The 25,206-nt window shown below is 59.4% G+C and carries 24 protein-coding genes; 15 read left to right on the forward strand and 9 right to left on the reverse strand.

Translation table 11 applies throughout. The features are described 5' to 3' along the window. Window positions 1–26: 26 nt before the first annotated feature. Window positions 27–2,105: a ferrous iron transport protein B gene (gene feoB / locus D3Y59_RS15115; protein WP_240410391.1), complete on the forward strand. Its 2,079-nt coding sequence runs from the start codon at window positions 27–29 to the stop codon at window positions 2,103–2,105. A 134-nt stretch (window positions 2,106–2,239) separates the two neighbouring features. Here the strand turns inward: feoB and D3Y59_RS15120 are convergent, their stop codons facing one another. The 8 genes from D3Y59_RS15120 to D3Y59_RS15155 all read right to left on the reverse strand — a co-directional run bounded on the left by D3Y59_RS15120 (window position 2,240) and on the right by D3Y59_RS15155 (window position 9,752). Further along, window positions 2,240–2,950, reverse strand: coding sequence for an SAM-dependent methyltransferase (locus D3Y59_RS15120; protein WP_119445803.1), 711 nt, complete (start codon window positions 2,948–2,950; stop codon window positions 2,240–2,242). Window positions 2,951–2,971: 21 nt separating this feature from the next. Further along, a complete protein-coding gene (locus D3Y59_RS15125) occupies window positions 2,972–3,754 on the reverse strand; it encodes an alpha/beta fold hydrolase (protein ID WP_119445804.1) in 783 nt (260 codons plus the stop codon). Between the two features lie 38 nt (window positions 3,755–3,792). Next, window positions 3,793–5,682 (reverse strand): ATP-binding protein, encoded by a 1,890-nt coding sequence (locus tag D3Y59_RS15130; RefSeq protein WP_162910822.1) that lies wholly within the window; start codon window positions 5,680–5,682, stop codon window positions 3,793–3,795. A gap of 108 nt (window positions 5,683–5,790) precedes the next feature. Next, complete coding sequence (locus D3Y59_RS15135; RefSeq protein WP_162910823.1) at window positions 5,791–6,375, reverse strand: hypothetical protein; 585 nt, start codon at window positions 6,373–6,375, stop codon at window positions 5,791–5,793. Beyond that, complete coding sequence (gene selD, locus D3Y59_RS15140; RefSeq protein WP_119445807.1) at window positions 6,375–7,457, reverse strand: selenide, water dikinase SelD; 1,083 nt, start codon at window positions 7,455–7,457, stop codon at window positions 6,375–6,377. The genes D3Y59_RS15135 and selD overlap by 1 nt, the downstream gene beginning before the upstream one ends. 45 nt (window positions 7,458–7,502) lie before the next feature. Next, window positions 7,503–7,892: a VOC family protein gene (locus D3Y59_RS15145; protein WP_119445808.1), complete on the reverse strand. Its 390-nt coding sequence runs from the start codon at window positions 7,890–7,892 to the stop codon at window positions 7,503–7,505. Then, window positions 7,882–8,946, reverse strand: a complete 1,065-nt coding sequence (gene mnmH, locus D3Y59_RS15150; protein WP_119445809.1) for a tRNA 2-selenouridine(34) synthase MnmH — start codon at window positions 8,944–8,946, stop codon at window positions 7,882–7,884. The genes D3Y59_RS15145 and mnmH overlap by 11 nt, the downstream gene beginning before the upstream one ends. A 92-nt stretch (window positions 8,947–9,038) precedes the next feature. Beyond that, window positions 9,039–9,752, reverse strand: coding sequence for a pyridoxine 5'-phosphate synthase (locus tag D3Y59_RS15155; protein WP_119445810.1), 714 nt, complete (start codon window positions 9,750–9,752; stop codon window positions 9,039–9,041). 246 nt (window positions 9,753–9,998) lie between these two features. Here D3Y59_RS15155 and D3Y59_RS15160 point away from each other — a divergent pair, with 246 nt between their 5' ends. From D3Y59_RS15160 to D3Y59_RS15225, 14 genes are all read left to right on the forward strand, one after another. Next, window positions 9,999–10,460 carry a GatB/YqeY domain-containing protein gene (locus tag D3Y59_RS15160; RefSeq protein WP_119445811.1) on the forward strand — a complete coding sequence of 154 codons (462 nt, stop codon included), beginning with the start codon at window positions 9,999–10,001 and terminating at the stop codon, window positions 10,458–10,460. 96 nt (window positions 10,461–10,556) lie between these two features. Then, window positions 10,557–11,075, forward strand: a complete 519-nt coding sequence (locus D3Y59_RS15165) for a CvpA family protein (RefSeq protein ID WP_119445812.1) — start codon at window positions 10,557–10,559, stop codon at window positions 11,073–11,075. 22 nt (window positions 11,076–11,097) lie between these two features. Further along, a complete protein-coding gene (locus D3Y59_RS15170; protein ID WP_119445813.1) occupies window positions 11,098–11,739 on the forward strand; it encodes an anthranilate synthase component II in 642 nt (213 codons plus the stop codon). Beyond that, complete coding sequence (locus D3Y59_RS15175) at window positions 11,723–12,505, forward strand: alpha/beta fold hydrolase (protein WP_119445814.1); 783 nt, start codon at window positions 11,723–11,725, stop codon at window positions 12,503–12,505. The genes D3Y59_RS15170 and D3Y59_RS15175 overlap by 17 nt, the downstream gene beginning before the upstream one ends. A gap of 148 nt (window positions 12,506–12,653) precedes the next feature. Continuing rightward, complete coding sequence (locus D3Y59_RS15180) at window positions 12,654–13,334, forward strand: CBS domain-containing protein (protein ID WP_119445815.1); 681 nt, start codon at window positions 12,654–12,656, stop codon at window positions 13,332–13,334. 3 nt (window positions 13,335–13,337) lie between these two features. Then, window positions 13,338–14,825: a POTRA domain-containing protein gene (locus D3Y59_RS15185; RefSeq protein ID WP_119445816.1), complete on the forward strand. Its 1,488-nt coding sequence runs from the start codon at window positions 13,338–13,340 to the stop codon at window positions 14,823–14,825. Between the two features lie 27 nt (window positions 14,826–14,852). Further along, the gene (locus D3Y59_RS15190) at window positions 14,853–15,743 is read left to right on the forward strand and encodes an NAD kinase (RefSeq protein WP_119445817.1); all 891 of its coding nucleotides are present in this window, start codon (window positions 14,853–14,855) and stop codon (window positions 15,741–15,743) included. Window positions 15,744–15,873: 130 nt separating this feature from the next. After that, a complete protein-coding gene (locus D3Y59_RS15195; protein WP_119445818.1) occupies window positions 15,874–16,764 on the forward strand; it encodes a DUF6089 family protein in 891 nt (296 codons plus the stop codon). Between the two features lie 37 nt (window positions 16,765–16,801). Next, a complete protein-coding gene (gene porG, locus D3Y59_RS15200) occupies window positions 16,802–17,539 on the forward strand; it encodes a type IX secretion system protein PorG (protein WP_162910824.1) in 738 nt (245 codons plus the stop codon). Window positions 17,540–17,611: 72 nt separating this feature from the next. Continuing rightward, the gene (locus tag D3Y59_RS15205) at window positions 17,612–18,358 is read left to right on the forward strand and encodes an isoprenyl transferase (RefSeq protein WP_119445820.1); all 747 of its coding nucleotides are present in this window, start codon (window positions 17,612–17,614) and stop codon (window positions 18,356–18,358) included. A gap of 10 nt (window positions 18,359–18,368) precedes the next feature. Beyond that, entirely contained in the window at window positions 18,369–20,906 is a 2,538-nt protein-coding gene (gene bamA / locus D3Y59_RS15210) for an outer membrane protein assembly factor BamA (protein ID WP_119445821.1), read from the forward strand. Between the two features lie 36 nt (window positions 20,907–20,942). After that, on the forward strand, window positions 20,943–21,632 hold the full coding sequence (locus D3Y59_RS15215; protein ID WP_119445822.1) for an OmpH family outer membrane protein: 690 nt from the start codon (window positions 20,943–20,945) through the stop codon (window positions 21,630–21,632). A gap of 36 nt (window positions 21,633–21,668) precedes the next feature. Continuing rightward, window positions 21,669–22,337: an OmpH family outer membrane protein gene (locus tag D3Y59_RS15220; RefSeq protein WP_119445823.1), complete on the forward strand. Its 669-nt coding sequence runs from the start codon at window positions 21,669–21,671 to the stop codon at window positions 22,335–22,337. 84 nt (window positions 22,338–22,421) lie between these two features. Then, window positions 22,422–23,486 (forward strand): RluA family pseudouridine synthase, encoded by a 1,065-nt coding sequence (locus D3Y59_RS15225; RefSeq protein WP_119445824.1) that lies wholly within the window; start codon window positions 22,422–22,424, stop codon window positions 23,484–23,486. A gap of 75 nt (window positions 23,487–23,561) precedes the next feature. On the opposite strand, the gene D3Y59_RS15230 is transcribed toward D3Y59_RS15225, so the two are convergent. Continuing rightward, window positions 23,562–25,175, reverse strand: a complete 1,614-nt coding sequence (locus tag D3Y59_RS15230) for a tetratricopeptide repeat protein (protein ID WP_119445825.1) — start codon at window positions 25,173–25,175, stop codon at window positions 23,562–23,564. Between the last annotated feature and the right edge of the window lie 31 nt (window positions 25,176–25,206).

Consider the following 25,206-nt stretch of genomic DNA (forward strand, 5'->3'; position numbering starts at 1 on the left):
CAACCGAGCGCCACACGCGCATTGCCTTGATCGGCAACCCCAACTCGGGCAAGTCTTCGCTGTTTAACCAGCTTACGGGGCTCAACCAAAAGGTGGGCAACTTTCCGGGGGTTACCGTCGACCGCAAAACGGGCGTGGCGCAACTCACGGCGCACCACCGCGCCGAGATTGTCGACCTGCCCGGCACGTATTCGCTTTACCCCAAGAGCCTCGACGAGAAGGTCATCACCGATCTGCTCTACGACCGGGCCTCGAGCGAGTACCCCGACTTTGTAGTGGTGACGGCCGACGCTTCGAACCTGAAGCGCAACCTGCTGCTGTTTACGCAGCTCGCCGATTTGCAGCTGCCCATGGTGCTGGCCCTGAACATGATGGACACGGCCGAACAGCACGGTGTTCAGATTGATGTGGCCGAGTTGCAGCGCCAACTGGGAGTGCCCGTTATTCCGATGAACGCCCGCAAAGGCGTGGGCGTAACGGCGCTGAAGATTGTGATGGCGCAGGAGCTTGGTGCTCCTGGCCAGACGTTCTACGAACCGACCGACGAACTGCTGCCGATGATCCGGCAGATTCGCTACTACTTCAACCTGCACAACGATTACTTGGCGCTGCACTACGCGCACCAGTACGAGCGGCTGAAGTTTTTGTCGGCCGATGATAAGGCTTACATCCACGAGCTGCGTCAGCAATACGGCTTCGATTCGGTAGCCCTGCAAGCGCAGGAAACCATCGACCGGTACGCCCGCATTTCGGAGCTGCTGCTCGATGTGGTGCGCGTAACGCGGGCCGAGAAGAACGAGTCGTACAGCAACAAGATTGACCGGGTGCTCACGCACAAAGTGTGGGGCTACCTGATTTTTCTCAGCATTCTGTTCCTGCTCTTCCAGGCCATTTTTGCTTGGGCCGAGCTCCCCATGGACCTTATCGACCAAGGCGTGGCGTGGCTGGGCGGGCAAGTGAAGAGCTTGGGCAAAGGACCGCTTATTGATTTGCTTTCTGACGGCATTATTGCTGGCCTAGGTGGGGTGCTGATGTTCATTCCGCAGATTGCCCTGCTGTTCGCCTTCATTGCCGTGCTCGAAGAATCGGGCTACATGGCGCGCGTGACGTTCATGATGGACAAGATCATGCGCAAGTTTGGGCTGAACGGCAAGAGCGTGGTGCCGCTGATTTCGGGCATGGCCTGCGCCGTGCCGGCCATCATGAGTGCGCGTACGATTGAGAACTGGAAGGACCGCATCATCACCATTTTCGTGGTGCCGCTGATGTCGTGCTCGGCGCGCATTCCGGTGTACACCGTATTGGTGGCGCTGGTGGTGCCCGAGCGTACCGTCCTAGGTATTTTCAATCTGCAAGGCGTGGCCCTGATGGGGCTGTACCTCCTAGGGTTTGTATCGGCGGTGCTTTCGGCGTGGGCGCTGAAGACGCTGCTGCGGGCCAAGGAGCGCAGCTTCTTTATCATGGAGTTTCCGGTGTACCGTTGGCCGCGCTGGAAAAACGTGGGCCTAACCATTGTGGAGAAGGTAAAAGCCTTTGTTTTTCAGGCTGGTAAAATCATCGTGGCCATTTCGGTGCTGCTGTGGGTACTGGCTTCGTACGGCCCCGGCGACTCACTGGTGCAAGCCGAACAGCAGGCCCGCACCGAAGCCGCTCAGCAGCAGTTTACCCCCGAGCAGACCGAGAACCTGATTGCCGCTCATAAGCTCGAAAGCTCGTACGCTGGCGTATTCGGCCGCAGCATCGAGCCGGTTGTGCGCCCCTTGGGTTTCGATTGGAAAGTGAGTATTGCCCTGCTGACCTCGTTTGCCGCCCGCGAGGTATTTGTGGGCACCATCTCCACTATCTACAGCGTGGGGCAAGATGCCGATATGAGCACCGTGCAGGAAAAGCTGCGCGCCGAAAAAGACGAGTTCGGCCAGCCGTTCTTCACAACTGCCCGGGCCGCTTCGCTGCTGGTGTTTTACGTATTTGCCATGCAGTGTGTGAGCACCTTGGCCACTACCTACCGCGAAACCAAGGGCTGGACGTGGCCGCTGCTGCAACTCGGATACATGTCGGGCTTGGCCTACGTAATGTCGTTGCTGGTGTACCAGCTGCTCAAGTAGGGGCGCGTTGCAGCCCCGGAGGGTACACGCAACGCCCTAGGTATTAAGCAAACAAAAGCCCGAACCGCAGCGCGGTTCGGGCTTTTGTTTTTGTAAGGTCATTATCGTTCAGCAAACGGGCGCGCAACGCGCCCCTAGGTGCCGATCAGGAAAACGGCAGGCTGCTTGTGCAGGTCAGGCAAAGCAGCCTTTTTCCAATTGGCTACGGTGTCGGTGCGCAGGTATTCGTTCGGTGCCGTAAGGTTTGCGGCCACGCACAGGCGGGTGCTGGGCTGCAATTGCGCCAGCAAATCCTCGAGCAGTTGCATGTTGCGGTACGGCGTTTCGATGAACAGCTGGGTTTGGTGCTGCGCCAAGGCTTGGCGCTCGAGCTGCTTGATGGCTGCGGAACGCTTCGGCCGCTCGATGGGCAAATAGCCGTGAAAAGCGAAGCTCTGCCCGTTGAAGCCCGAGCCCATCAGCGCCAGCAACAGCGAAGACGGCCCCACCAGAGGCACTACCCGAACCCCTGAGCGGTGCGCCTCGCGGGCCAGCGCGGCACCTGGGTCGGCAATGCCGGGGCAGCCCGCCTCGCTGATAACGCCCGCGCTGATGCCTTGCTTAACCAGGGGCTCCAACGCCGCGCGCACCTGCGTATCGGTCGAGTCTTTGTCGATAACCGAAATGCGCAGCTCTTCGATTACCTGCGCCGGGGCCACTTGCTTGATGAAGCGGCGGGCCGTGCGGGCATTCTCAACCAGAAAATACCCTAGGTCGGCTACGCGCTCCGCTATTTGAGGAGGCAGCACTTGGGCGGCCGTGTCGTCGGCCAGCACCGTCGGAATAAGATAGAGCGTTCCTTTCAATTAAGAATTAACAATTAGTAATTAATAATTGGCTGACGCAAAGGTCGTTACCAACTCGTATACCTTGTCGGGCGCCTCGGCGTGCACCCAGTGGCCGGCATCTACCACGGTTTCGACCACGGAGTTGGGAAACAGCTGCGGAATGTGGTAGAGCTTGTCCTCGGTGCTGATGTAGTCGGATTTGCCCCCGCGGATAAACAAGGTGGGTTTCAGGAAAGGCGTTTCGGCCGTAATCTCGGCGCCAATGGCTTCCATCTCGGCGGTAAGCGCCGCCAGGTTGGGGCGCCAGGCGAAGGTGTTGTCGTCGCGGCGGTACAGGTTTTTAAGCAAAAACTGGCGCACATCGGGCCATTTGATGTGCTGTGCTAAGGCCTCGTCGGCTTGCTGTCGGTTTTCGAGCTGCGCCAAATTGACGGCTTGCAGGCCAGCCAAAATATCGTCTTGGTGGCGCATGTCGCTGAAGCGCGGGGCAATATCGAGCACTACCAGCTTGGCCAGTCGCTCGGGGTGGCTGAGGGCCAGGCGCATGGCTACTTTGCCGCCCATGCTGTGGCCTAGCAGGGTAATTTGGCTGCCGTCGAGGCCGAGCGTATCGAAAAGCTCCAGCACGTCCTGGGCCATCAGCTCGTAGCTGTGCTCATCGGAGTGGGGCGAGCGGCCGTGGTTGCGCAGGTCGACGGCAATGACGCAGAATTGCTCAGCCCAGCGGCGCGCTAGGCTTTGCCAGTTATCGAGAGTCCCGAACAGCCCGTGCAGAATAACAAGCGGGCGGCCCTGGCCTTGTTCGCGGTAATGTAGTTGCATAGCGGGCGCAAAGGTCGGAAGCCCGGCGCACATATCGGCTAAACCTGGGTGCGGGGCAACGTGAACTGTACGGTAGTTCCTTGGCCCGGGGTGCTCTTTATGCTCAGCTCGCCGCCTTGCCGCTTGGCAAAGGCTAAGCACAACGGCAGCCCCAAGCCCGTGCCCGAGCGCGCGCGGCCAATGGTGGGGCGCGGCGCGGTGCAGCGGCCGGGCTCTAGCAGGGCCTGCACTTGCTCTTCGGGCATGCCAAAGCCGCTGTCCGAAACGCATATGGCCACCATGCGGTCGTCGGGGGTGAGTACGGCGCCCAGGCGAATGGTGCCGCCCACGGGAGTGCACTTCAGGGCGTTGCTCACGAGGTTGCGCAAAATGGTGCGCGTCATGTTGGCATCGGCCCATGCCGTTAGGCCCTCGGCGGCGGCCACGCTCAGGCTAATTTGGCGCGCTTGGGCGGCGGGGCCGTGCAAGGCTTCCACATCGCGCAGCAGCTCACTTAGTTGCAGCTGCTGGGGCTGAAAGGCAAGCTCGCCGGTTTGCGTTACGGCCCAATTCAGCAAGTTATCGAGCAAGCTATTGAGGTGCTGAGCCGATTGACGCACCTGCTCGGGCAAGCGGCGCAGGCCTTGTTCGTCGCCGGTGCGCAGGTAGAAATCGATCAGCTCCGTCACGCCTACAAACGAGGTAACGGGGCCGCGCAAATCGTGGGCTACGATGGAGTAGAGGCGGTCTTTGCTTGAGGCGAGTTGTTGTGTTTGGGTGTTGGCCTGCTCAAGTGCCGCGTGGTTGGCCGCCAAAGCCCGTTTGCTGCGCCGCAATTGCCACGTAAGCCCGCCTACGCCCACCAAGCCCAGCACCAACGCGCCCACGGCAATGCGCAGCTCGCGGTTGCGCAGCTGCTGCAACTCGGCGCGCTGGGTAAGCAGGCGAATCTGGTTTTCCTTTTCGGCCGACTCGTAGCGCGACTGCAGCGCCGACAGCGTACCGAGGCGGGCCCGGCTGTTGAGGGTATCGTTGAGGGCCTCGTAGCGCTGCCGCCACTCGTAAGCTTGGCGGTACTGTTGGCGCGCCGCCTGAATGTTGGCCATCAGGTTGTAGCCATCGAGCACGCGCTCCAGAAACCCAATGCGGCGGCCCTGGCTCAGGGCTTTGCGCGTTAGTTCTTCGGCTTCGTCGAGCTTGTTGGTGAGCAGCAATACCGAGGCCAGCAGCTCCTGTTGGCTGGTTACAAACCGCGGGTTGTTGGCCGCCTGGCTGAGCTCCAGTGCTTTGCGTAACAGCCCCTCGGCAATGCTGTAGTTGCCGATTTGCAAATAGTGGGTGCCAAGGTGCCCTAGGTACATGGCCTCGCCGGCACGGTCGCCGGTGCGGCGCGCCAGTTGCGTGGCCTGGCGGGTGTACTGCATGCCTTTGGGGTGTTGGCCGCGGTAGAAGAAAAGCCCACCTAGGTTGCCATAAAGCATCAGTTGGGTGCGCACGCTCACGCCGGGCGTGCGAATGCGCGCGAGGGCCTGGCGGTAATTGGCCCAGGCATTTATGGTGTCGCCGCGCTCGTGATGAATGCTGCCCATGGCAGTGTAGCCGCGCACTATGCCGTCGGAGTTTTGCAGCTCTTGGGCCAGCAACAGGGCCTCTTGCTGCAGCTTAAGCGCATGGGGGCCGTCGGAGAGGTTTGCGTAGCAACTGCCTAGGTGCAGCAACGCCCGCATTAGCCCGGGTTTATCGTCGAGGGTGCGGGCCAGCCGTACGGCATCTTCGCCGTAGCGCAGGGCCCGGTTGGGCGAATGGTCGTGCAGGGCGTAGCACAGTTGGCTAAGCACCCGCACCCGGCTGGTATCGACGGGTAGGGCAGGCAAACGCTCCCGCAACCGGGCCACGCCGAGCGAATCTTGGGCGTGAGCCGCCAGTGTGGCCCACAACCAAAAGCACATAAGCCCAGGCAGAAACCGCCCCATGCTAACGACAGATTTACGCGGAGGTGGTCGGGAGGATTACCTGGCTAATATAACAACACTTATATGCAGTTTTGCAACAAGCAGTTACAGCCAGCAAAACCACCGTTCGCGGCGCTGCAAATGCGTGTGGCGCAGAAACTCGGCCACCGGCCCTAGGTTGGTGAGCAGCGAGGTAAGCGTAAGCACGCGGCCGTCGTGCAGGTGCAGGCGCAGGTACTCGTAGTTGCTCCAAAACACGCGGCGGGTGCGGCACACAGCGTACTCTACCGCGGCAATGTCGCGCCGCCCGAAGCTTCGCTGGTAAGGGCCTTCGTACACTTCCAGCACGTTGCGCTTGGGCTCGAACAGCAGCGTGGTGCGGCGGTTGTGGCGGTAGTATTGCCAGTGCAGTACAAAGCTCGGCAGCGAAAAGCCAAGCACCGCGGCTGCCAGCAGGCACACAAGCACCACCTCCCAACTGCCAACGGGTTTGGCTAATGTTTGGGTGATAGGGGGCAGGCCCACGGTGAGCGTGGCCATTGGCCACGTAAGCAAGTATACTCCGCGCCAGTAGTTGGCCTGAAAAACGGTGCGTTTGCGCCCGAACAGGCGCAAACCCCACTGCAAGACCAGCGCAATCAGCCCAATGCCTACCGCCAACTCCAGCAACGGCCCGAGCACCTTTCGCATTAGCGCACCACGATGTACGGCTCGCTGCCTTGGCGGGCGCGGAGCTGGCCAAAAGGCTCGGCCGGCACACCTGCTTCGCGCAGCAACTGCTCCACGGCGGCGCGGCCCTCGGGCGCTACGCACACCAGCAACCCGCCCGAAGTTTGGGGGTCGCAGAGCCAATGGCGTTGCTCTTCGCTGATGTCGCCGCCAGCGCCCGACACTTTGTGGCCGTACGAATCCCAGTTGCGGTGCGTGCCGCCGGGTATGGCTTTCTGTTGGCGGTAGGCCTCGGCCGCGGCAATGCGTGGTACTTGCGCAAAGTCGATTTCGGCCGTGAGCTGGCTGCCTTCGGCTACTTCGGCCAAATGACCTAGGAGGCCAAAGCCAGTTACGTCGGTCATGGCTTTTACCTGGGGCAGCTTACCTAGGGGCTCGCCCAGTTTGTTGAGCTGCATCATCTGGCGCGGGGCCAGTTGCGCGTCGGCCTCCGTCAGCAAGCCTTTTTTCTGAGCCGTTGTCAGCATGCCCACGCCGAGGGGCTTGGTGAGGTACAGCAGGCAGCCTTCGGTGGCCGTGTCGTTGCGCTTCAGGTTCGGAATGTCGACTAAACCACTCACGGCCAGGCCAAAAATGGGCTCGGGCGAATCGATGCTGTGGCCGCCGGCCAGCGCAATGCCGGCCTCGGCGCACACGCTGCGGCTGCCCTCAATCACGCGCCGGGCCACCTCGGGCGGTAGCTTGTCGATGGGCCAGCCCAGTACGGCAATGGCCAGCACCGGGCGCCCGCCCATGGCGTACACATCGGAAATGGCGTTGGCCGAGGCAATGCGCCCAAAGTCGTACGCATCGTCGACGATGGGCATGAAAAAATCGGTGGTGCTGATAAGGGCTTGGCCCGTGCCTAGGTCGTACACGGCCGCGTCGTCGCGGGAGGCGTTGCCCACCAACAGGCGCTCGTGGTGGGGCTGCGGCACGGTGGTGTGCAAAATCTGATCGAGCACCTTTGGAGCGATTTTGCAGCCGCAACCCGCGCCGTGGCTGTACTGCGTCAGGCGAACGGCGTCGGCGGAGGTGGAAGGAGCAAGCAAGTCGGGGTTCATATCAAATTGAAAATTAGGGAGCTGCCGGTACAACTCGCAGCTGGGCTATACTTCCCAGACCGCATGTTGCAGCACCACGCGGTAGCCGTCGGGGTCTTCGAAGGTAAGGCCGCGCACATCCCAATACGGGTTGTGGGCAAGTACGGGCACAAACCCAGCGCTTTGCATGCGGGCAGTGGCTTGCTGCCAGGCGGTGGCATCGGGCAGGTAAAACACGAGCAAGTGCTCGGCCGAAGGAGCCGCTGCGGCTAAGTGGCCGCGCTCGTGCGTAAACTCCAGGTGGTACGGCGCCTGCGGGTGGCCCAGCATCAGACCATCGAACCCGGCGTGATCTTCAAACGAGCCGAGTACCTCAAAGCCTAGCCCGTCGCGGTAGAAGGGTAGCAGCGCGGCCAAGTTGTTGGTGGGGCGGGCTACGCGCAGCTTAGGAACCATGTGCAGTAGGTGCAGCCGAAGCGGCCGAAAGTTGGTTGGCGGCAGCTAGCACCAGCTCGGCGTTAACCGTTGGGTCGCAAGTATCGGAGGGTACCCGCACCAAGGGCACTTTGCCTGCGCGGTCGTCGAGGCCGTGGCGGTACGTTTTGTCGTAGTAGCCAAGGGCAATGTCCACCATCTTTTCCATGTCGCCGGCGTCGATGGCGGCTAAGGCTTCCTTGGTCATCAGCCCGCCGAGCTTCTTTTGAATGCGCTCAATGGCTTGGCGCAGCAGCTCGGGCGCGTGGCGGCCGTACTCGTCGGCCAGCTTGCGCGTACGCACCGGGCGCGGAATATCGAGCACGATAAGCGGAGCCTGGCGCAAGTGCTCGTAAAGGGCGCCGGGCAAGGCCACTGTGCCAATGGTGCGGCTTTCGTCTTCGAGCCACAGCCTAGGTGCCTGGGCTTGTTGGTGAAGTTGCCAGGCCAGCTCGTTCTCGAACTGCTCGGTGGTGGGCTGCGGCGGTAGGCCAATGGCCCCAAACGCCGAGCCCTTGTGATGCGCCAGCCCCTCCAAGTCGATGGTGGGCTCGTGGTGGTACTGGTTTAGTACGTGCAGCACATCGGTTTTGCCCGAGCCGGTAAGGCCACCTAGGGCCAGCAACGGGCGGGGGCGGGCCAGCTCGGCCAGGGCCCAGCGGCGGTAATCTTTGTAGCCTTTGTCGAGCAGGTGCACCCGAAAACCGGCCAGCTCGAGCAGCCATTGCACCGCCCCTGAGCGCATGCCGCCGCGCCAGCAGTGCAGGCGTACCTCCTTGCCGGGGGCCAGCTGTTGGGCTTCGCGTACCAGCTGACTCATTTTCGGCCCGAAGAAATCAAGGCCCAGGAGCACGGCCTTGTCCTGGCTCACGCGCTTATACGTAGTGCCGATGCGTGCCCGTTCCTCGTCGGAAAAGATGGGGAAACTTACCGCGCCCGGTATGTGCCCCTGGGCGTACTCCAGCGGCGCCCGCGCATCAAAAATTGGTGCATCGGCAGGGCCAGCCATAAAGTCGGGGAGCAGGAGGCGCGGCATTGTTGAATGAAGGAAGAAGGTGGAAGGAGGAATGAAGAATGACGTGAGGGACAGGACTTTAAAAACCTTCCTTCTTCATTCATCATTCTTCTTTACAGAAGCTGCCGACGGTAGAGCTGAATGGTGTTTTCGAGCCCTAGATACAGCGCGTCGCAAATAAGCGCGTGGCCAATGCTTACCTCCTGCAAGGCCGGCAATTGCTGCTTCAGAAAAGCCAGGTTATCGAGGTCGAGGTCGTGGCCGGCGTTTACGCCCAAGCCGAGCTGCTGGGCCAAGGCTGCGGCCGCGCGGTAAGGTGCCACGGCCGCCTCGCGGTTGTGGCGGTACTGGGTGGCGTAGGCTTCGGTATACAGCTCGATGCGGTCGGTGCCGGTGCCCACGGCTGCTTTTACCATTTCCAGGTCGGGGTCGAGGAAAATGCTCACGCGGCAGCCCAAGGCCTTCAGCTCCTGCACAATGCCCCGAAGGTACTCTTGGTGGCATAGCGTATCCCAACCGGCATTGGAGGTAATGGCATCGGGCGCATCGGGCACCAGTGTTACTTGCTCGGGGCGCACTTCGCGCACCAACTCCAGGAAATCGGGGGTGGGGTTGCCCTCCACGTTCAGCTCGGTGGTCACGATGCCCTTCAGGTCGCGCACGTCTTGGTACCGAATGTGGCGCTCGTCGGGGCGGGGGTGCACGGTAATGCCCTCTGCGCCAAACCGCTCGCAGTCGCGCGCGGCTTGCAACACATCGGGGCGGTTGTGGCCGCGGGCATTCCGCAGGGTGGCTATTTTATTTATGTTTACGCTAAGCTTTGTCATATCGTGTGGGTGCCCGCTAGCATACGTTGGGCCGCGGCCAAAGATAGGACGCCGGCCCGGGTGGCGTGCAATGTTGGCGGTGGCCCTAGGTGGTTTGCTGGTTTAGGAAGCGCGGCCACCCAACACCACGCTGGCCCGGGGCGTATCGGCGGTTGGGCCGCTTGCCGCGCACGTAGCAAACCGGCCCGCGCCCACGGTGTGGCCAAAAGAAGTAATCTTGCACCTCATTTTTCTGCCGCTTTTGTTATGACGCTGAAAGAACGCATCGACGCCGATATCAAGAAGGCCATGCTGGCCAAAGACAAAGTTCGCCTGACTGCCCTGCGCAGCATTAAGTCGCAAATCATGCTAGCCGAAACCGCCGAAGGTTTCCAAGGCAGCCTGACCGCCGACGCCGAGCTGAAGCTCCTCAACAAAGCCGCCAAGCAGCGCCGCGAAGCCGCCGAGATGTACCAAAAGCAGTTCCGCTCCGACCTCGAGGAGGTAGAGCTGGCCGAACTGGCCATCATCGAAGAGTACCTGCCCGCGCAGTTGTCGGAGGCCGACCTTACCGAGCGGTTGGTTGAAATTATTGGCCGCGTTGGCGCCACCGGTCCTTCCGACCTAGGCAAAGTAATGGGCGTGGCCGCGCGCGAGCTGGCCGGCCAAGCCGATGGCCGCGCCATTTCGCAAGAAGTAAACCGCTTGCTCAACAACACGAATTTTTAGGGTCTTGGGGTCTTGGGAGCTTAGGGGCTTGGCTGACGTTGAGTTGACCATAGCCCCGAACGAGCCCCAAGGCCCTAAGCCCCCAAGACCCCAATTATGTCCGGCTTCGATTTATTGTTGCTCGTGCCTTTGGCCGTGGGCGCAGTCAAAGGCTTTCGGCGCGGTATTGTGCTGGAGGTTGCCTCGCTGGTGGCCTTTGTGCTGGGCGTGCTGGGCGGCCTGAAACTGCTCGGGGCGGCCATTCCGCTGGTGCGCCACTACGTGGGCGAGGCGTTTGGCATGCTGCCGTTGGTGTCGTTTCTGTTGGTGTTTGCCATCATAGCCTGGGGCGTGCACATGGCCGGCGGGCTGCTGAAAAGCGTGGTACACCTTACGCCCCTAGGCGTGCTCGACAACCTTGTAGGCGGGGCAGCCGGGGCCCTTAAGTGGGTACTTGGCCTGAGCTTGCTGCTCTACGGCACCGGGCTGGCCGGTTTGCCCATTGCCCAACCGCTCACCCACAACTCGGTGCTGCTGCCCGTGGTGGCCGAGGCTACGCCGCTGGCCCTGCAAGTGGTGGGCGTGGTGCTGCCGTTTGCCTCCGAGCTGCTTGCCACGCTGCGGAACGTGTTTTAGCACCTAGGGCGTTTGCCTTCCGATGCGCCTGCTGCTGCTCGATAACTTCGATTCCTTTACCTACAACCTGCTCGATTACTTCTGCCAGCTGGGCACCGAAGTAATGGTGCGCCGCAACGACGTGCCCTTGTCCGAGCTGCTGGCGCTGCCCTTCGATGCGGTGGTGCTGTCGCCGGGGCCGGGTACACCTCGGCAAGCAGGCAACATGATGGCTTTGCTCGAGCAAGTGCACCAGCGCGTGCCGGTACTGGGCGTCTGCCTAGGTCATCAGGCCCTAGGCGAGTTTTTCGGGGCCGAACTGGGGCGGGCCGCGCGGCCCATGCACGGCAAGGTTTCTGAAATGCAGGTGGCGGCAGGGGAGGAGCTGTTTGCCGGCCTGCCCGCGCGCATGCCCGTTACGCGCTACCACTCGTTGGTGCTCCGCAATTTGCCGCCAACGCTGGTGCCCTTGGCCTACACCGCCGACGCCGACCACGAGCTGATGGCCTTGCGCCACCACGCGCTGCCGCTCTACGGCGTGCAGTTTCACCCAGAGGCGCTGCTAACCACCCACGGGCTGGCCATGCTGCGTAATTGGGTACGGATTGCGTATCATTGCACAGGTGTGGCCACGCAGTTGGCCCCGCCCAAGGCGCTTATTGAGAACGATGGAATTGCAGATTAAGCAGCACAGCGGATTCAAATATGTGGATGAGGGCAGCGGCGAGGTATTGCTGCTGCTGCACGGCTTGTTCGGGGCTCTCAGCAACTGGCAAGGCGTTATCGACGAGTTTGCCCGCGATTATCGCGTTGTCATACCGATGCTGCCCGTGTACGATATGCCCCTCACGCGGGCCGGCATTACGGGCTTGGTCGAGTTTGTGGAAGGCTTCGTGAAAACCATGGGCCTGAACGAGCCAGCTACCGTGCTCGGCAACTCTTTGGGCGGCCACGTGGCGCTGGTGTACACCTTGCGCAACTCCGCGCGGGTGCAGCGCCTGGTGCTTACGGGCAGCAGCGGCCTGTTCGAAGACTCTATGGGCGGCTCCTTCCCGCGCCGCGGCGATTACGCCTACGTGCAGGAGCGCGTGGCCTACACCTTCTACGACCCCAAGGTGGCTACCAAGGAGCTGGTCGATGAGGTGTTCGATGTTACGAACTCCAATGCCAAGTGCTTGCGCATCATTACCATTGCGCGTTCGGCACAGCGCCACAACCTCACCAAGGACCTAGGCCGCATTCAGGTGCCCGTGTTGCTGATCTGGGGCCTCAACGACACCATTACGCCGCCACTTGTAGCCCACGAGTTTCACCGTTTGCTGCCCAACTCCGAACTGCACTTCCTCGATCATTGCGGCCACGCCCCCATGATGGAGCGCCCACAGGCGTTTAACCGCCTGTTGCATCAGTTTTTGCAGCAACAAGTGCCCCAGCCCACCATCGGCGCGTAGTTTGGCGCTGGCCACGCAGCAAAATCGCCGACCGACTCGTAGTTTGGGCTAGCCTGCTGTTGCGGCCCGGCGCCGCGCCCGCAACCTAGTGCACCGTTTGTCGCTTATACACCAGCGACTAATTTTCCACCGCTTACCCCGGGTTGTCATGCACTCGATGCTCGCCGAAGACCTGCTGAACCAAATGATTCCGCCGCTGAAGGTATCCGACTCGGCGGGCAAGGCAGCGCGTTGGCTGGAGGAATTCCACGTCGATCAGCTGCCCGTGGTACAAAACCGCCAGTACCGGGGCATGGTTACCGAGGCCGACCTAATCGATGTGGCCACCAACCCCGAGCAGCTGCTTGGCAGCGTGGCCTTTGGTTTTGCTGAGGTGCACGTGCAGCGCGACCAGCACTTTTACTCCGTGATGGAAATGGCCATCCGCAATAAGGTGCAGCTGGTGCCCGTGCTCGACGACCAACGCGAGTACCTAGGCGTGGTAACCGTAGGCGATACGCTGGCCGCGTTCGGGCAAATACCCGGCAACGCCGGCGAAAGCGGCATCCTGGTGATGTCGATGGAAGAGCGGGACTACTCCTTGAGCCAAATCAGCCGCTACATCGAGGAAAACAACGCCAAAGTGCTCAGCTCGCACGTAGCCGAAGACGAGTCCGATACGCGCCGCATTCGTCTGACGCTTAAGTTGAATACCAGCAACATGGGCCGCATTGTGGCTACGCTCGAGCGGTTCGGGTACGTGATAACGGCGCAGTTCAGCGGAGCCGGCGAAATTACCGAGGCCGACCAAGAGCGCCTCGATTCGCTGATGCGCTACCTGAGTTTGTAGCCAGTGCGAACAGCCGTAGTTGCCGCCATCCTTTGGATAGCGTTGTGGGGTGCGGCCACCGCCGCCAAGGTCGGCAACCTCGCTGTACACAACGCTGCTCATGCGGGGCCTCCGCCCGATTCGGTGCGGCGCGTTGCCCTCGATAGCCTGCTGGCTGCACAGTGCCCCGGCTACTCGGCCGTGCGGGTTGGCCAGGTATTATTCGTCGGCAACGAGGTAACTAAAGAGCACATCTTGCGCGCCGAACTCGATTTCCGCGAAGGCGACACCCTGCAAGTAGCCGAGTTGGCCTCCCGCCTCGAGCGAAACCGGGCGCGGCTCTACAACCTGCAACTGTTCAACCAAGTAGCGGCCCAAGTAACCTGCCGCGACGGCGAGCTGATTGTGTTGTTTGGAGTGCAGGAGCGCTGGTACACGTTTCCGGTGCCCATTTTCTCCTTCGCCGACCGCAACATCCGCTCCTGGCTCGACCGGCCCGACCGCTGGCAGCGCTTCGATTACGGTTTGCACCTCACGCGCTACAATTTTCGGGGACGCAACGAGCAATTGCTGGGCAACTTGCAGTTTGGATTCAACCGCAAATACGAGCTGTTTTACCTCACGCCTTCCCTAGGTCGATTCCGGCGCATGGGCCTATCGGTAGGGGCTTCGCTGCTGCAAAGCCGCGCCCTCGACTATGATACCCGCCAAGATCAGCTGCTGGCGCTGCGCACCGACAACGCCTTTCCGGTACAGCGCTGGTACGTAACCGGCGGATTGCGCTGGCGCCGCACCGTGCAGCGCCTCACCACGCTCGATGGCTATTATTACCACGAACGCATTTCCGACTCGGTGCAGCGGCGCAACCCCAATTATTTCCTAGGTGCCCGCCAGCGCGCATTCGTGGATGTGGTGCTGAGCCGCACCCTCAACCAGCGCAACTCGTTTGCCTATCCGCTTAGTGGGTCTTTTCTGCAGCTTAGCCTCACGCAGCGGTTCTTCGTGGCATCGGCCAGCCCACCCATCACTACGCTTGCCGGCCGCTATGCCCGATACTTCGACCTAGGCAAGGGCTTTTACTACAGCGCCAGCGGCGAGGCCCGGCTCCGGATAGCCCAGCGCCTGGCCTACGCCGATAGCCGCGCCCTGGGGTACCGCCAGGCCTTGGTCCGCGGTTACGATTCGTTCGTTGTGGATGGCCGCCACTACGGCGTGGTGCGGCAAGGCCTCTCGTACCGCATCTTCGACGCCGGCCGGCTGAACTTGCCCATGCTCAACGACCCGCGCCTGAACCGCGTGCCCCTAGTGCTCTATTTGAATACATTTGCCGATGCGGGGTACGTGGCCGAGCGCTCCGTGCCCGCCACCAACCGCTTGCCCAATCAGTTGCTTGCCAGCTTGGGTGTAGGTTTGCACCTGGTAACCTACTACGATCGGGTGTTCACGCTGGAGTACGCCCGAACGCTCAATGGCTTTGGCGGTTTCTTTTTCCGCACCGAATTTCCCATTTAAGCGCCTGTTCAACCTAGGGCCCCACGTATGCGCATTGCCATTCAGGGAAAACCATTCGAGGCCGATATGGCGCCGCACCTGCAGCAGTTGTTCGATGAGCTAGCTGCTCGTCAGGCTGTTATTGCGGTAGCCGAAACATTTCGCGAGTACCTACAGCACCTACGTTTGCCAGAGGGCATCTCCACCTTCCGGCGGGGCGACTCACTGCGCGGAACCGACTTTGTGCTTAGCATTGGCGGCGATGGTACCCTGCTCGATACGGTTACCTACGTCGGCAAGCACGAAATTCCCATCCTAGGTATCAACACCGGGCGGTTGGGGTTTTTGTCGACCGTGCCGCCCGACCGCATTCCGCAGGCCATTGATGCTCTGTTTCGCGGGCACTTCACGCTCGAGCGCCGTAGCCTCATCCATGCCGATACCGACCCGGATGTGTTCGGCGGCCTCGATTTTGGCCTCAACGAATTCTCCATCCTCAAGCGCGATTCATCGTCGATGATCGTGGTACACACGTACATCGACGGCGAATACCTAAACTCTTATTGGGCCGACGGCCTGGTGGTTTCAACGCCCACAGGCTCCACGGGCTATTCGTTGAGCTGCGGCGGGCCGGTAATGTTGCCGCAAACCAACAATTTCATCATCGCTCCCGTATGCCCCCACAACCTGAACGTCCGACCACTCATCGTACCCGATCATAGCATCATCTCGTTCGAAATCGAGGGCCGCAGCAACAACTTCCTGTTGTCGCTCGATTCGCGTTCCGTAACAGTCGATGCCGGGGTGCAAATAGCGGTCCGACGTGAAAAATTCGACGCAACATTAGTAAAGCTAAACCACGTGAATTTCCTTAGCACCCTGCGCAGCAAGCTCAATTGGGGCCTCGATCGACGCAACCCTGCTGGACTATCCATGTAAAGCATCGGATTTTTTCTATGAATTGTTTTTAAAACCCAGAGTGCCTACTACTTTTGTTCTTGACTGCAACCGTATCCGCATGGGTACTTGGCTTTCCTAATTCGATATTTCTAACCCCGCTCCACATAGTATGAAGAAACTCTTGACTCTCACCCTGACGCTGGTACTGGCGCTGGTGCTGGTAGCCAACCAGGCGAGTGCCCAGCAGTTCAGCAAGCGGAAGCAGTACAACTCGGTAGGCGTGAGCCTGAACGCGATGAACTATTTCGGTGACATCGTGCCCAAGCCCAGCATCACTAGCTTGCGTTTTGCTGCCACTCGCCCCAACATCGGCCTGAGCTTTACCCACCGTTTCGCCCCGCGCATTTCGGCCCGTGGTAGCTTGTCGTACGGCCGCATCACCGGCGACGACGCCAAAGCCGCTGATGACACCGATCCGGACGCTAAGTACCGCTACAACCGTAACATGAACTTCCGCAACGACATTGTGGAATTGTCAGCTGTAGGTATTTTCGATCTGATAGAAAACCGCAACAACTACCTCAAGCGTCCGGACTTTGTGCCTTACGTTTTCGGCGGTGTGTCGGTGTTTCACCATAATCCAAAAGGCCAGGATGCAAGCGGCAACTTTGTAGCACTGCAACCCCTCGGCACCGAAGGACAACGAGTGAATGGCGACGGCACGTACGGCCTGTGGCAGATCTCGATTCCGTTTGGTGGTGGTGTGCGTTACAAACTAAACAAAAGCTTTGACCTGGGCTTCGAAATCGGCTGGCGCAAAACCTTCACCGATTACCTCGACGACGTAAGCGGTAACTTCGCTCCCGACGCCCAACTGCTCACCGACCAAGCCAAATACTTTGGCCGTGGCATCACTCGAAGCACTCAAGGCGAATTTGCTCGTTTCAATGAGCCCGGCCAGATGCGTGGCAAGAGCAATGAAGACGACTGGTACATCGTTACTGGTTTTTCGCTAAACTACATTCTCGCTCCTCGCGTTAAGAGCCCCAAGTTCCGTTAATCAGTCGTTGGCTGCCTGCCAACGCAGCCTTCTCCTGATGACAAAGACATTCCTCTTCAAAACGCTCCTTGTTTGCTCCGTGCAAGCAGGGGGCGTTTTTTTTGCCCAAAGCGCAACCGCTCAAAACACCAGCGAAATCGGGTTAGGTCTAGGTGCCCTGAACTACAAAGGCGAATTAGCACCTGAATACCGGCTGCTCAACAATCGGCCAGCTGTATCGGCCTTCTACCGAAAGGATATCTCGGCGCCGGTTACCTTGCGCGGCACCGTAACGTACGGATTGATCCGGGGTAACGACGCCGACTTGACGGGAGAAGGCGGAAACCCGTTGCCACTGCCAGCCTACCGGCAAGCCAACCTGAAGGGTTCGTTGCTCGATGTATCAGCCACTCTCGAATACAACTTCTTCGACTTTCATAACCGACGCGACAAGGTCCGTTTCACACCTTATGTGTACACGGGCATTGCTGGTTTTCTAGGCTTTACCCGTTTATCAGGCCCGTTGCCCGGTTTTGATGAAAAAAGCAACACCCTAGGGCTGGCTATTCCGGCGGGGGTAGGGCTCAAACTGGCGCTGTCGCGGCGTTGGAACCTAGGGCTCGAAACCGGCGCGCGGCGGGCACTTACCGATTTGCTCGACCACGTTAAAGACCAAAGCCCGGCCGTAGCCAACCGCTTCGATAAGGATTGGTATTATTACTCAGGGGTAAGCGTGTCGTTTACTTTCTACAAAATCAACTGCCCCGATTCGTACGGCAACAAGCCGCGCCTGTAGCGCTAAGGCACTCAAATCCGGGCGTATGCAACCATTTGCGTAACTTGCGGCCTCTTTACGCAAACACTACGCATGTCGGTCCCATCAGCTATAGACCCTTCACGTATCCCCTCTCACGTAGCCGTAATCATGGACGGCAACGGGCGGTGGGCGAAGAAGCGCGGCGGACTGCGCATCTTCGGGCACCAAAGTGCCATTACCGCTGTTCGCGAGACGGTGGAGGCTGCTGCCGAGCTTGGCGTATCGGTCCTGACGCTGTACGCTTTTTCAACCGAAAATTGGGGCCGTCCGAAGCACGAGGTGATGGCCCTGATGCAGTTGTTGGTACACACCATCCGGCAAGAAACGCCTACGCTGCTGAAAAACAGCATCCGGCTGCAGGCCATTGGCGATACTTCGCAACTACCACAGGCGTGCCAGCGCGAGTTGGCCGAAGCCATGGAGCTAACTGCCGCCGGAACGCGCACCACTTTGGTGCTGGCCCTTAGCTACAGCGGCCGTTGGGATTTGGCGCAGGCCGCCCGCAAGCTGTCGGTTGATGTGGCTGCCGGCAAGGTGATGCCCGATGCTGTAACCGAGGATGTGTTAGCTGGTTATTTGGCAACGGCGGGCATGCCCGATCCTGAGCTGCTAATTCGGACCAGTGGGGAGCAGCGCATCAGCAATTTTTTGCTGTGGCAACTGGCCTACACCGAACTTTATATTACCGAGCTGTTGTGGCCCGATTTCCGCCGCGAACATTTCTACGAAGCTGTTCTGGCTTACCAAAGCCGCGAACGGCGTTTTGGAAAAACCAGTGAGCAACTGACCGTTTCGTAAGTTTCCTTCGATGAGTCCTTTCTTTTTGCGGCTGAGCAGTGTAATGCTGGCCGGGCTGCTGCTAGGGTTGGCCAAGCCGCTTAGCGCACAAACGCAGCCGGCCGGCAGAGCTACCAGCCAAGAGCCGCAGCGCTACGAAATTGGCGGTATCACCGTCAGCGGAGCCCGTTTTTTGGATGCCAATACGCTGATAGGCCTGACGGGCCTAAAGGTTGGCGACCCTGTTTCGATACCGGGCGAAGAGCTGGGCCGTGCAATTCGGAAGCTGTGGGACCAAGGCATCCTGGGCGACGTGCAGGTGGTGGTCGACCGCGTTGAGGGCAACCGAGTTTTCCTCGATTTTCAGTTGAAGGAACGTCCTCGCCTCTCCAAAATTTTCTTCACGGGCATCAGTAAAACCCAAGCCGACGACCTGCGCAACAAGATTAAAATCGTGCGCGGCAAAGTGGTTACGGATGCCTTGCTCAGCAACACGCGCCAAGCCGTTCGGAAATTCTACACCGATAAAGGCTTCATGAACGTGAAGGTGAACATCGCGCAAGAGGCCGATTCGACGCTGCCGAACAGCGTGGAATTGGTCATCGATGTTGACAAGGGCGATAAAGTTCGCATCTCGGATATTGCTTTCATCGGGAATGAAGCCATTGCCGATGGCAAGCTGAAAGGCAAGATGAAAAAGACCAAGGAGAAGAAACCTTACAAGTTTCTGAACTCCGGTAAGTTTCAGAAAGCCGAGTTCGAGGCCGACAAAGAGAAGGTAATCGAGTTCTATAACTCGCAAGGCTTCCGCGACGCCATCATCACGGCCGATTCGCTGGTTACGGTAAAAGACAAGAAAGGCGAAGCTGAAAAGCTACAGCTGCGCATATACGTGGAGGAGGGGCCGAAGTACTACTTCCGCAACATTACCTGGAACGGTAACTACCTCTACGACGACAAAACGCTGGCCTCGATTCTGGGTATCAAGAAAGGGGATACCTACAGCAAAGAGTCGTTGGACAAGCGCCTGAATTACAATCCCACGGGCCAAGACGTAACGTCGATCTACATGAACGACGGCTACTTGTTCTTCCAGATCGAGCCCGTAGAAACCCGCGTGGAAGGCGACTCAATCGACATTGAGATGCGCCTGACCGAGGGCGTGCAGGCCCGCGTGAAAGACATTAACATTGCCGGCAATACCAAAACGTCGGACCACGTAATCCGGCGCGAACTGCGTACCCTGCCCGGCGACAAGTTTAACCGCGAGCTGCTTATTCGCTCGCAGCGCGAACTGGCTTCCCTAGGTTACTTCGACCCGGAGAAGGTAGGCATGAACCCTGTGCCCAACCCGGCCGATGGCACCGTGGACATTAACTACTCCGTGGTTGAAAAGCCTTCTGACCAGATTACCCTTTCGGGTGGCTGGGGTGGCTACGCCGGGTTTATCGGCACGGTGGGCCTGGTGTTCAACAATTTCTCGCTGCGCAAGGCCTCGGAGCTGCGCAATTGGCGCCCTGTGCCCGGCGGCGACGGGCAACGCCTGGCCCTGAACGTGCAGGCCAACGGCTTGCAATTTCAGTCGTATTCGTTTTCGTTCACGGAGCCTTGGCTAGGGGGGCGTAAGCCCAATGCGCTTTCGTTTACCCTGAACAAGAGCATTCAGCGCTTCTCTACGGGCAGCAACTTTGATGTGCGTGCGGGCAGTTTCATCAAGGTAAACAGCGCTTCGGTGAGCTTAGGCCGCCGCCTGCGCTGGCCCGACGACTACTTTACGCTCAGCAACAGCTTGTCGTTTAGCCAATACAAACTGAAGGACTATCCGTACTTCAGCGGCTTTAGCACCGGCAACGCCAACAACTTCACCTTCAATACCACGCTGGCGCGTAACAGTACCGACAACCCCACCTTCACGCGCCGGGGCTCGGCCTTGTCGCTGTCGCTGAACCTGACACCGCCGTACTCAGTATTCCCGGGGGCGCACCCCAATGTAAACGAGTGGGTGGAGTTCCACAAATGGATGTTCGACGCCTCGTGGTTTACGCCCCTAGGTGGCAAGTTTGTGCTGAACACCCGGGCCCACTTCGGGTTTATCGGGCGCTACAACCAAAACCGTCAGATTGGCCCGTTCGAGCGGTTTAAGCTGGGAGGGGCGGGCCTGGGCTTTGGCGGCGCGGCCAACTTCCTGGTTGGTACCGAGTTTGTGGGCCTGCGCGGCTACGACGACCCCAACGAGCAGTTCGCCATTCAGAACCCCAACTCGTCGGGTGGTGTGGCCTACAACAAGTACGTGATGGAGTTGCGCTACCCTGTGTCGCTGAACCCGGCGGCCACGGTGTATGTGCTGGGCTTTGCCGAAGCCGGTAACGCCTTCGAAAATTACTCGACCTACAACCCCTACAAGCTGTACCGCTCGGCGGGCGTGGGGGCGCGTATTTTCATGTCGGCATTTGGTTTGCTAGGCTTCGATTACGGATACGGTTTCGATACCGTAACACCGTATGCGCCTACCAACGGCAAGCAAGACCGTGGCAAATTCCACTTCATCATCGGCCAGCAAATTCGCTAAGGCACCAAACCACCTAGGGCCGGCGTTCTGTAGCATATGAAACGACTATTGTTTGTGCTGCCGCTATTGTGGCTAGCGCTGATGCCTGCCCGGGTGCAGGCCCAGAAATTCGGCTACATCGACTCGGAGTTCATCATGGGCAAAATGCCCGCTTATGCGCAAGCGCAGCAAGAGCTCAACACCCTGTCGCAGAACTGGCAGAAGGACATCGAGGCCCAGAAAAAGGACCTTGACCGGTTGTACCGCACTTACCAAGCCGAGGAAGTGCTGCTGACCGAACCCATGAAGAAGAAGCGCCAGGACGAAATCCTCAAAAAGGAGCAAGACATCAAGGCGTACCAGAACAAGGTCTTCGGTTACGAAGGACAGTTGTTTAAAAAGCGTCAGGAGCTAACCAAGCCGGTGCAGGATCAGGTGTTTGAAGCGGTTGAAAAAGTGGCTAAGAAGAAGCAATTGGCCATTATTTTCGACAAATCCGGCGACCTGACCATGCTTTACACCAACCCTGCGCACGATTACACGGAATTTGTGCTGGAGGAATTGGGTTTAGCATCTGAAGAGCGCAACCAGCCTGCTGCCAAAGGCCCGGTACGCAGCGTTCAGACCCCGACCACGCCCGGCGGCACCGCCGACGACGCGGAGTTTGAGGACCAACGCCCGGCCGCCAAACCCGCGACACCGGCTAAGGGCAAGCAGCCCGCCCGCCCAGGTGCCCGGAATAATTAACTTTGTGAATCTAACCCTCCTGACTTTTTCCTCTCAATGACCCTGACCCGCAAGTTTCGCCTCGTGTTGGCCGCCGCAGCCCTTACGCTGGCTGCCGCTCCTGCCGCCCTGGCTCAGACTGCTCCGGCCACTGCGTCGGCTTCGCTGAAAATCGGCTACACCAACGTTGATTATGTGTTGAGCCAGATGCCCGAAAGCCGTCAGATCGAATCGCAGCTGAAGGACTACAGCACCCAGCTGGAAAACCAGCTGAAAACCAAGTACCAGGAGTACCAGACGAAGGCCGAAGCCTACCAAAAGGGTGCCGCCACGATGTCGGACCCGGTGCGTGCCGATAAAGAAAAAGAGCTGACCAACCTTCAGCAGTCCATTCAGGAGTTTCAGCGCAACGCCGAATCGTCGGTGCAGCAAAAGCAACAGCAGTTGCTGAAGCCCGTGTACGACAAGCTGCAGAAGACCATTGACGTGGTAGCTGACAAAAACGGCTATACCTACGTGTTCAACTCCGATGCAGGCTTTGGCACCACGCCTATTCTGCTACACGGCCCGAAAGATGGCGACATCTCGGACCTGGTACTGAAAGAAATGGGCGTAACGCCCGGCCAGAATAACCAGGCCGCTGCCTCGGCCAAGCCCGCCAGCACCACGCCTGCTACGCCGGCCGCTCAGCCCGCCAGCAGCAAAACCAAGGTTAAGAAGAAGTAATTCTTCTGCCGCTATTCCCGAAAGCCGGGGCCTGCTGCCAGGCCCCGGCTTTTATGTTTGCATTCCACTGCGCTTACCGCCGCTATGCACGAGCTAAACCCCGATTTGCTGCCCGATGACCTCGCCCTAGGTGCCGCGGCCGAAGAAGACGAGCTTTACGAGCACCACCGGATTCAGGCCGATGGGCGGCAGGAGCCCATGCGGCTCGATAAGTTTTTGCTTAACCGCTTGCCCAACGTATCGCGCACCAAAGTGCAGGCCGGCATTGAGGCCGAAGCGGTGCAAGTGAACGGCAAGCCCGCCAAGCCGAGCTACAAAGTGAAGCCCGGCGACGTGATTACCGTGACGCTGCCCGAGCCACCTAGGGAAGACAAAGTCGTGCCGGAGGCCATGGAGCTGGACATCCGCTACGAAGACGACCAACTGCTGCTCGTAAACAAGCCTGCCGGCATGGTGGTGCACCCGGCCTACGGCAACTGGAACGGCACGCTGGTAAACGGCTTGGCCTGGCACTTGCAAAACCTGCCTACGGGCCGCAACGGCGCCATCCGGCCTGGCCTCATACACCGCATCGACAAGGACACCTCGGGGCTGTTGGTCATCGGTAAAACCGAGCTGGCCATGACGCATCTTTCAAACCAGTTCTTCTACCACACCATCGAGCGGACATACTTAGCTTTGGTGTGGGGCGTACCCAAGGAGGCGCAAGGCACCATTAGGGGAAACATTGGGCGGCACCCCAAAGATCGTAAGCTGATGACCGTGTTTCCGGAAGGCAGCGACGTGGGCAAACATGCCGTAACGCACTACCGCGTGTTGCAAAGCTTCGGAAGCGTAAGCCTGCTGCAGTGCAACCTCGAAACCGGCCGCACGCACCAAATCCGGGCGCACATGAAGCACCTAGGGCACCCGCTCTTTGCCGATGCAGCCTACGGCGGCGACCGTATTTTGTACGGGCAACGCACGGGCTCTTACAAAACCTTCGTAGAGAATACCTTTGAGGTGCTACCGCGCCAAGCCTTGCACGCTAAATCCCTAGGTTTCGTGCACCCCACCACGGGCCAGCACCTGCAGTTTGAGGTGGAGTTGCCGGCCGATTTTCGGACGGCGCTGGAGCGTTGGGAAAAATACGCTGCCCAACTGGCTTAGTAACGCTTCCAAATGGCCACAAAAAAGCCCGCTACGAGCACGTAGCGGGCTTTTGCTTGTAGGGTAAGCCCTAGGTTACTTTTTCTTCACCGGAGCTTTGGTAGCGGTTTTGCCTTTGCCGCTAATGTCGTTGATAGCAGCCGTGGCTTGCGCATCGCCGGGGTTGAGGGCCAGGGCCTGCTGCCAGAACGGGAGCGAAGCCTGCTTGTCGCCTTTCTGGTAGTGGTAGTAGCCCAGGTAGCGGTAAGCTTCGGCCAGGCCGGTTTTATTTTTCTCCGGGTCGGCTTTGGCTAGCTCGATGTACTTCTCGTAGTGCGGTTTGGCCAACCCTTGCTTGGTATCGGGGTCGAGGTTGGCGTTGGCTTGCGCACGCAGCAGGTAGCCGGGGGCGTAGGTGGGGCGAGCCGTTATTACAATGTTCAGCAGGCTATCGGATTGCTGGTACTGCTTGTTGAGCGAGTACACGTTGGCCAAGCGCACCTGGTCGGTTAGCTGCGCGCCGCCAGCCATTTTGGCTTTGTACACGGCAATGGCCTTCGGGTAATCTTTCTTCAGCAGGTAAGCCGAAGCCAAATCGTTTTGCAGTTCGGAAGCTTTGCTGGGGTCAGCCTTAATAGCACGCTCGATGATGGCAATGCCCTCGTCGGAACGGCCGGCTTTCGTCAGAATTTTGCCTTGGTACACGTAGTCCTCCGTCAGGATTTTGTCCTGCGGAACCATCTTCATGTACTTGTCCATAGCAGCCACAGCCTGGTCGTTCTGGCCCGATTCGAACAGCGAGTAAGCCAACAGGCGGTTCATGGTCACGTTGGTCGGATCCTTGGCCAACACTTCCTGAATCTGCGTCAGAGCTTCCGGGTACTTCTTGTTCAAGTACAGGAAGGCGGCATAAGTCGCTTGGGTATTGGGCGACTTCTCCGACATGTCGGTGTACTTTTTCATCGTCTGCGACGCCTGATCATACTGGCCGGCGTAGTAGTACATGTCGGCCATTTCGCGGTACACCGGCGCAAAGTTCGGGTCGATGCTGGTTACCTTCTGGAAGTTGGCCAAGGCATCTTTGCCGTTGCGGGCGCGCACGTTCAACCGGCCTTTGCGGTAGTAAGCAGGCAGGTAGTTGGGGTCGGCGCTCAGGGCACGGTCGTAAGCCGTCATGGCTTCGCCGCCGCCGTTTTCGCGCTTTTCGTAAATGTCACCTAGGGCAACCAGCATAGCCGGGTCGTCCTTCTTGTTCAGCTTAAGGGCTTGGTTCAGGTAATCAATGCCCTTCTGGCTGTCCTTAACATCGGACTCGGCGTAGGCCTGGCCAATGGCTGCCAGAACTTTGGCATCCTTGTTCTTGCTCATTTTGGCAGCGGCCTCAAACTGCGCTTCCGCGTCGGCCTTTTTGCCCTGCGCAAGGTAAGCCCGGCCGGCAGACACCCTGGCCATCGGCGACTTAGGGTCGTTGGAGGCCAAGTTGAAGTAGTAAGCAGCCGAATCGGTTTTTTCCTGTTTCTGGTACAGGCGGCCAAGCTCAAATGCAGCTTCAAAGTTCGTGTTGGCTTGCGGCAACAGCGTACGCTTAGCTTCGCTGTAGCGCTCAAGCTGAATGGCCTTCTGGGCGCTTTGCACGTTCTGGGCAAATGCCGCAGTGCCGGCCAGCGAGAAAGCAGCGAGGAGCGTGAGCTTCCAGGGCTTATTGTTCATGAGGTGAGGGTGAGTGAAAAGAGAGTGAGAC

This window comes from Hymenobacter oligotrophus (genome assembly GCF_003574965.1).
Lineage (GTDB): Bacteria > Bacteroidota > Bacteroidia > Cytophagales > Hymenobacteraceae > Solirubrum > Solirubrum oligotrophum.

Coding starts and splice junctions, on each gene's coding strand:
- D3Y59_RS15205 (WP_119445820.1), top strand. CDS start 17,612: ATGTCGGTCCCATCAGCTATAGACCCTTCACGTATCCCCTCTCACGTA.
- D3Y59_RS15155 (WP_119445810.1), bottom strand. CDS start 9,752: ATGACAAAGCTTAGCGTAAACATAAATAAAATAGCCACCCTGCGGAAT.
- D3Y59_RS15225 (WP_119445824.1), top strand. CDS start 22,422: ATGCACGAGCTAAACCCCGATTTGCTGCCCGATGACCTCGCCCTAGGT.
- D3Y59_RS15130 (WP_162910822.1), bottom strand. CDS start 5,682: ATGTGCTTTTGGTTGTGGGCCACACTGGCGGCTCACGCCCAAGATTCG.
- D3Y59_RS15160 (WP_119445811.1), top strand. CDS start 9,999: ATGACGCTGAAAGAACGCATCGACGCCGATATCAAGAAGGCCATGCTG.
- D3Y59_RS15195 (WP_119445818.1), top strand. CDS start 15,874: ATGAAGAAACTCTTGACTCTCACCCTGACGCTGGTACTGGCGCTGGTG.
- D3Y59_RS15135 (WP_162910823.1), bottom strand. CDS start 6,375: ATGCGAAAGGTGCTCGGGCCGTTGCTGGAGTTGGCGGTAGGCATTGGG.
- D3Y59_RS15170 (WP_119445813.1), top strand. CDS start 11,098: ATGCGCCTGCTGCTGCTCGATAACTTCGATTCCTTTACCTACAACCTG.
- D3Y59_RS15165 (WP_119445812.1), top strand. CDS start 10,557: ATGTCCGGCTTCGATTTATTGTTGCTCGTGCCTTTGGCCGTGGGCGCA.
- D3Y59_RS15190 (WP_119445817.1), top strand. CDS start 14,853: ATGCGCATTGCCATTCAGGGAAAACCATTCGAGGCCGATATGGCGCCG.
- D3Y59_RS15220 (WP_119445823.1), top strand. CDS start 21,669: ATGACCCTGACCCGCAAGTTTCGCCTCGTGTTGGCCGCCGCAGCCCTT.
- porG (WP_162910824.1), top strand. CDS start 16,802: ATGACAAAGACATTCCTCTTCAAAACGCTCCTTGTTTGCTCCGTGCAA.
- D3Y59_RS15145 (WP_119445808.1), bottom strand. CDS start 7,892: ATGGTTCCTAAGCTGCGCGTAGCCCGCCCCACCAACAACTTGGCCGCG.
- mnmH (WP_119445809.1), bottom strand. CDS start 8,946: ATGCCGCGCCTCCTGCTCCCCGACTTTATGGCTGGCCCTGCCGATGCA.
- D3Y59_RS15125 (WP_119445804.1), bottom strand. CDS start 3,754: ATGCAACTACATTACCGCGAACAAGGCCAGGGCCGCCCGCTTGTTATT.
- D3Y59_RS15230 (WP_119445825.1), bottom strand. CDS start 25,175: ATGAACAATAAGCCCTGGAAGCTCACGCTCCTCGCTGCTTTCTCGCTG.
- D3Y59_RS15215 (WP_119445822.1), top strand. CDS start 20,943: ATGAAACGACTATTGTTTGTGCTGCCGCTATTGTGGCTAGCGCTGATG.
- D3Y59_RS15180 (WP_119445815.1), top strand. CDS start 12,654: ATGCACTCGATGCTCGCCGAAGACCTGCTGAACCAAATGATTCCGCCG.
- selD (WP_119445807.1), bottom strand. CDS start 7,457: ATGAACCCCGACTTGCTTGCTCCTTCCACCTCCGCCGACGCCGTTCGC.
- D3Y59_RS15175 (WP_119445814.1), top strand. CDS start 11,723: ATGGAATTGCAGATTAAGCAGCACAGCGGATTCAAATATGTGGATGAG.
- bamA (WP_119445821.1), top strand. CDS start 18,369: ATGAGTCCTTTCTTTTTGCGGCTGAGCAGTGTAATGCTGGCCGGGCTG.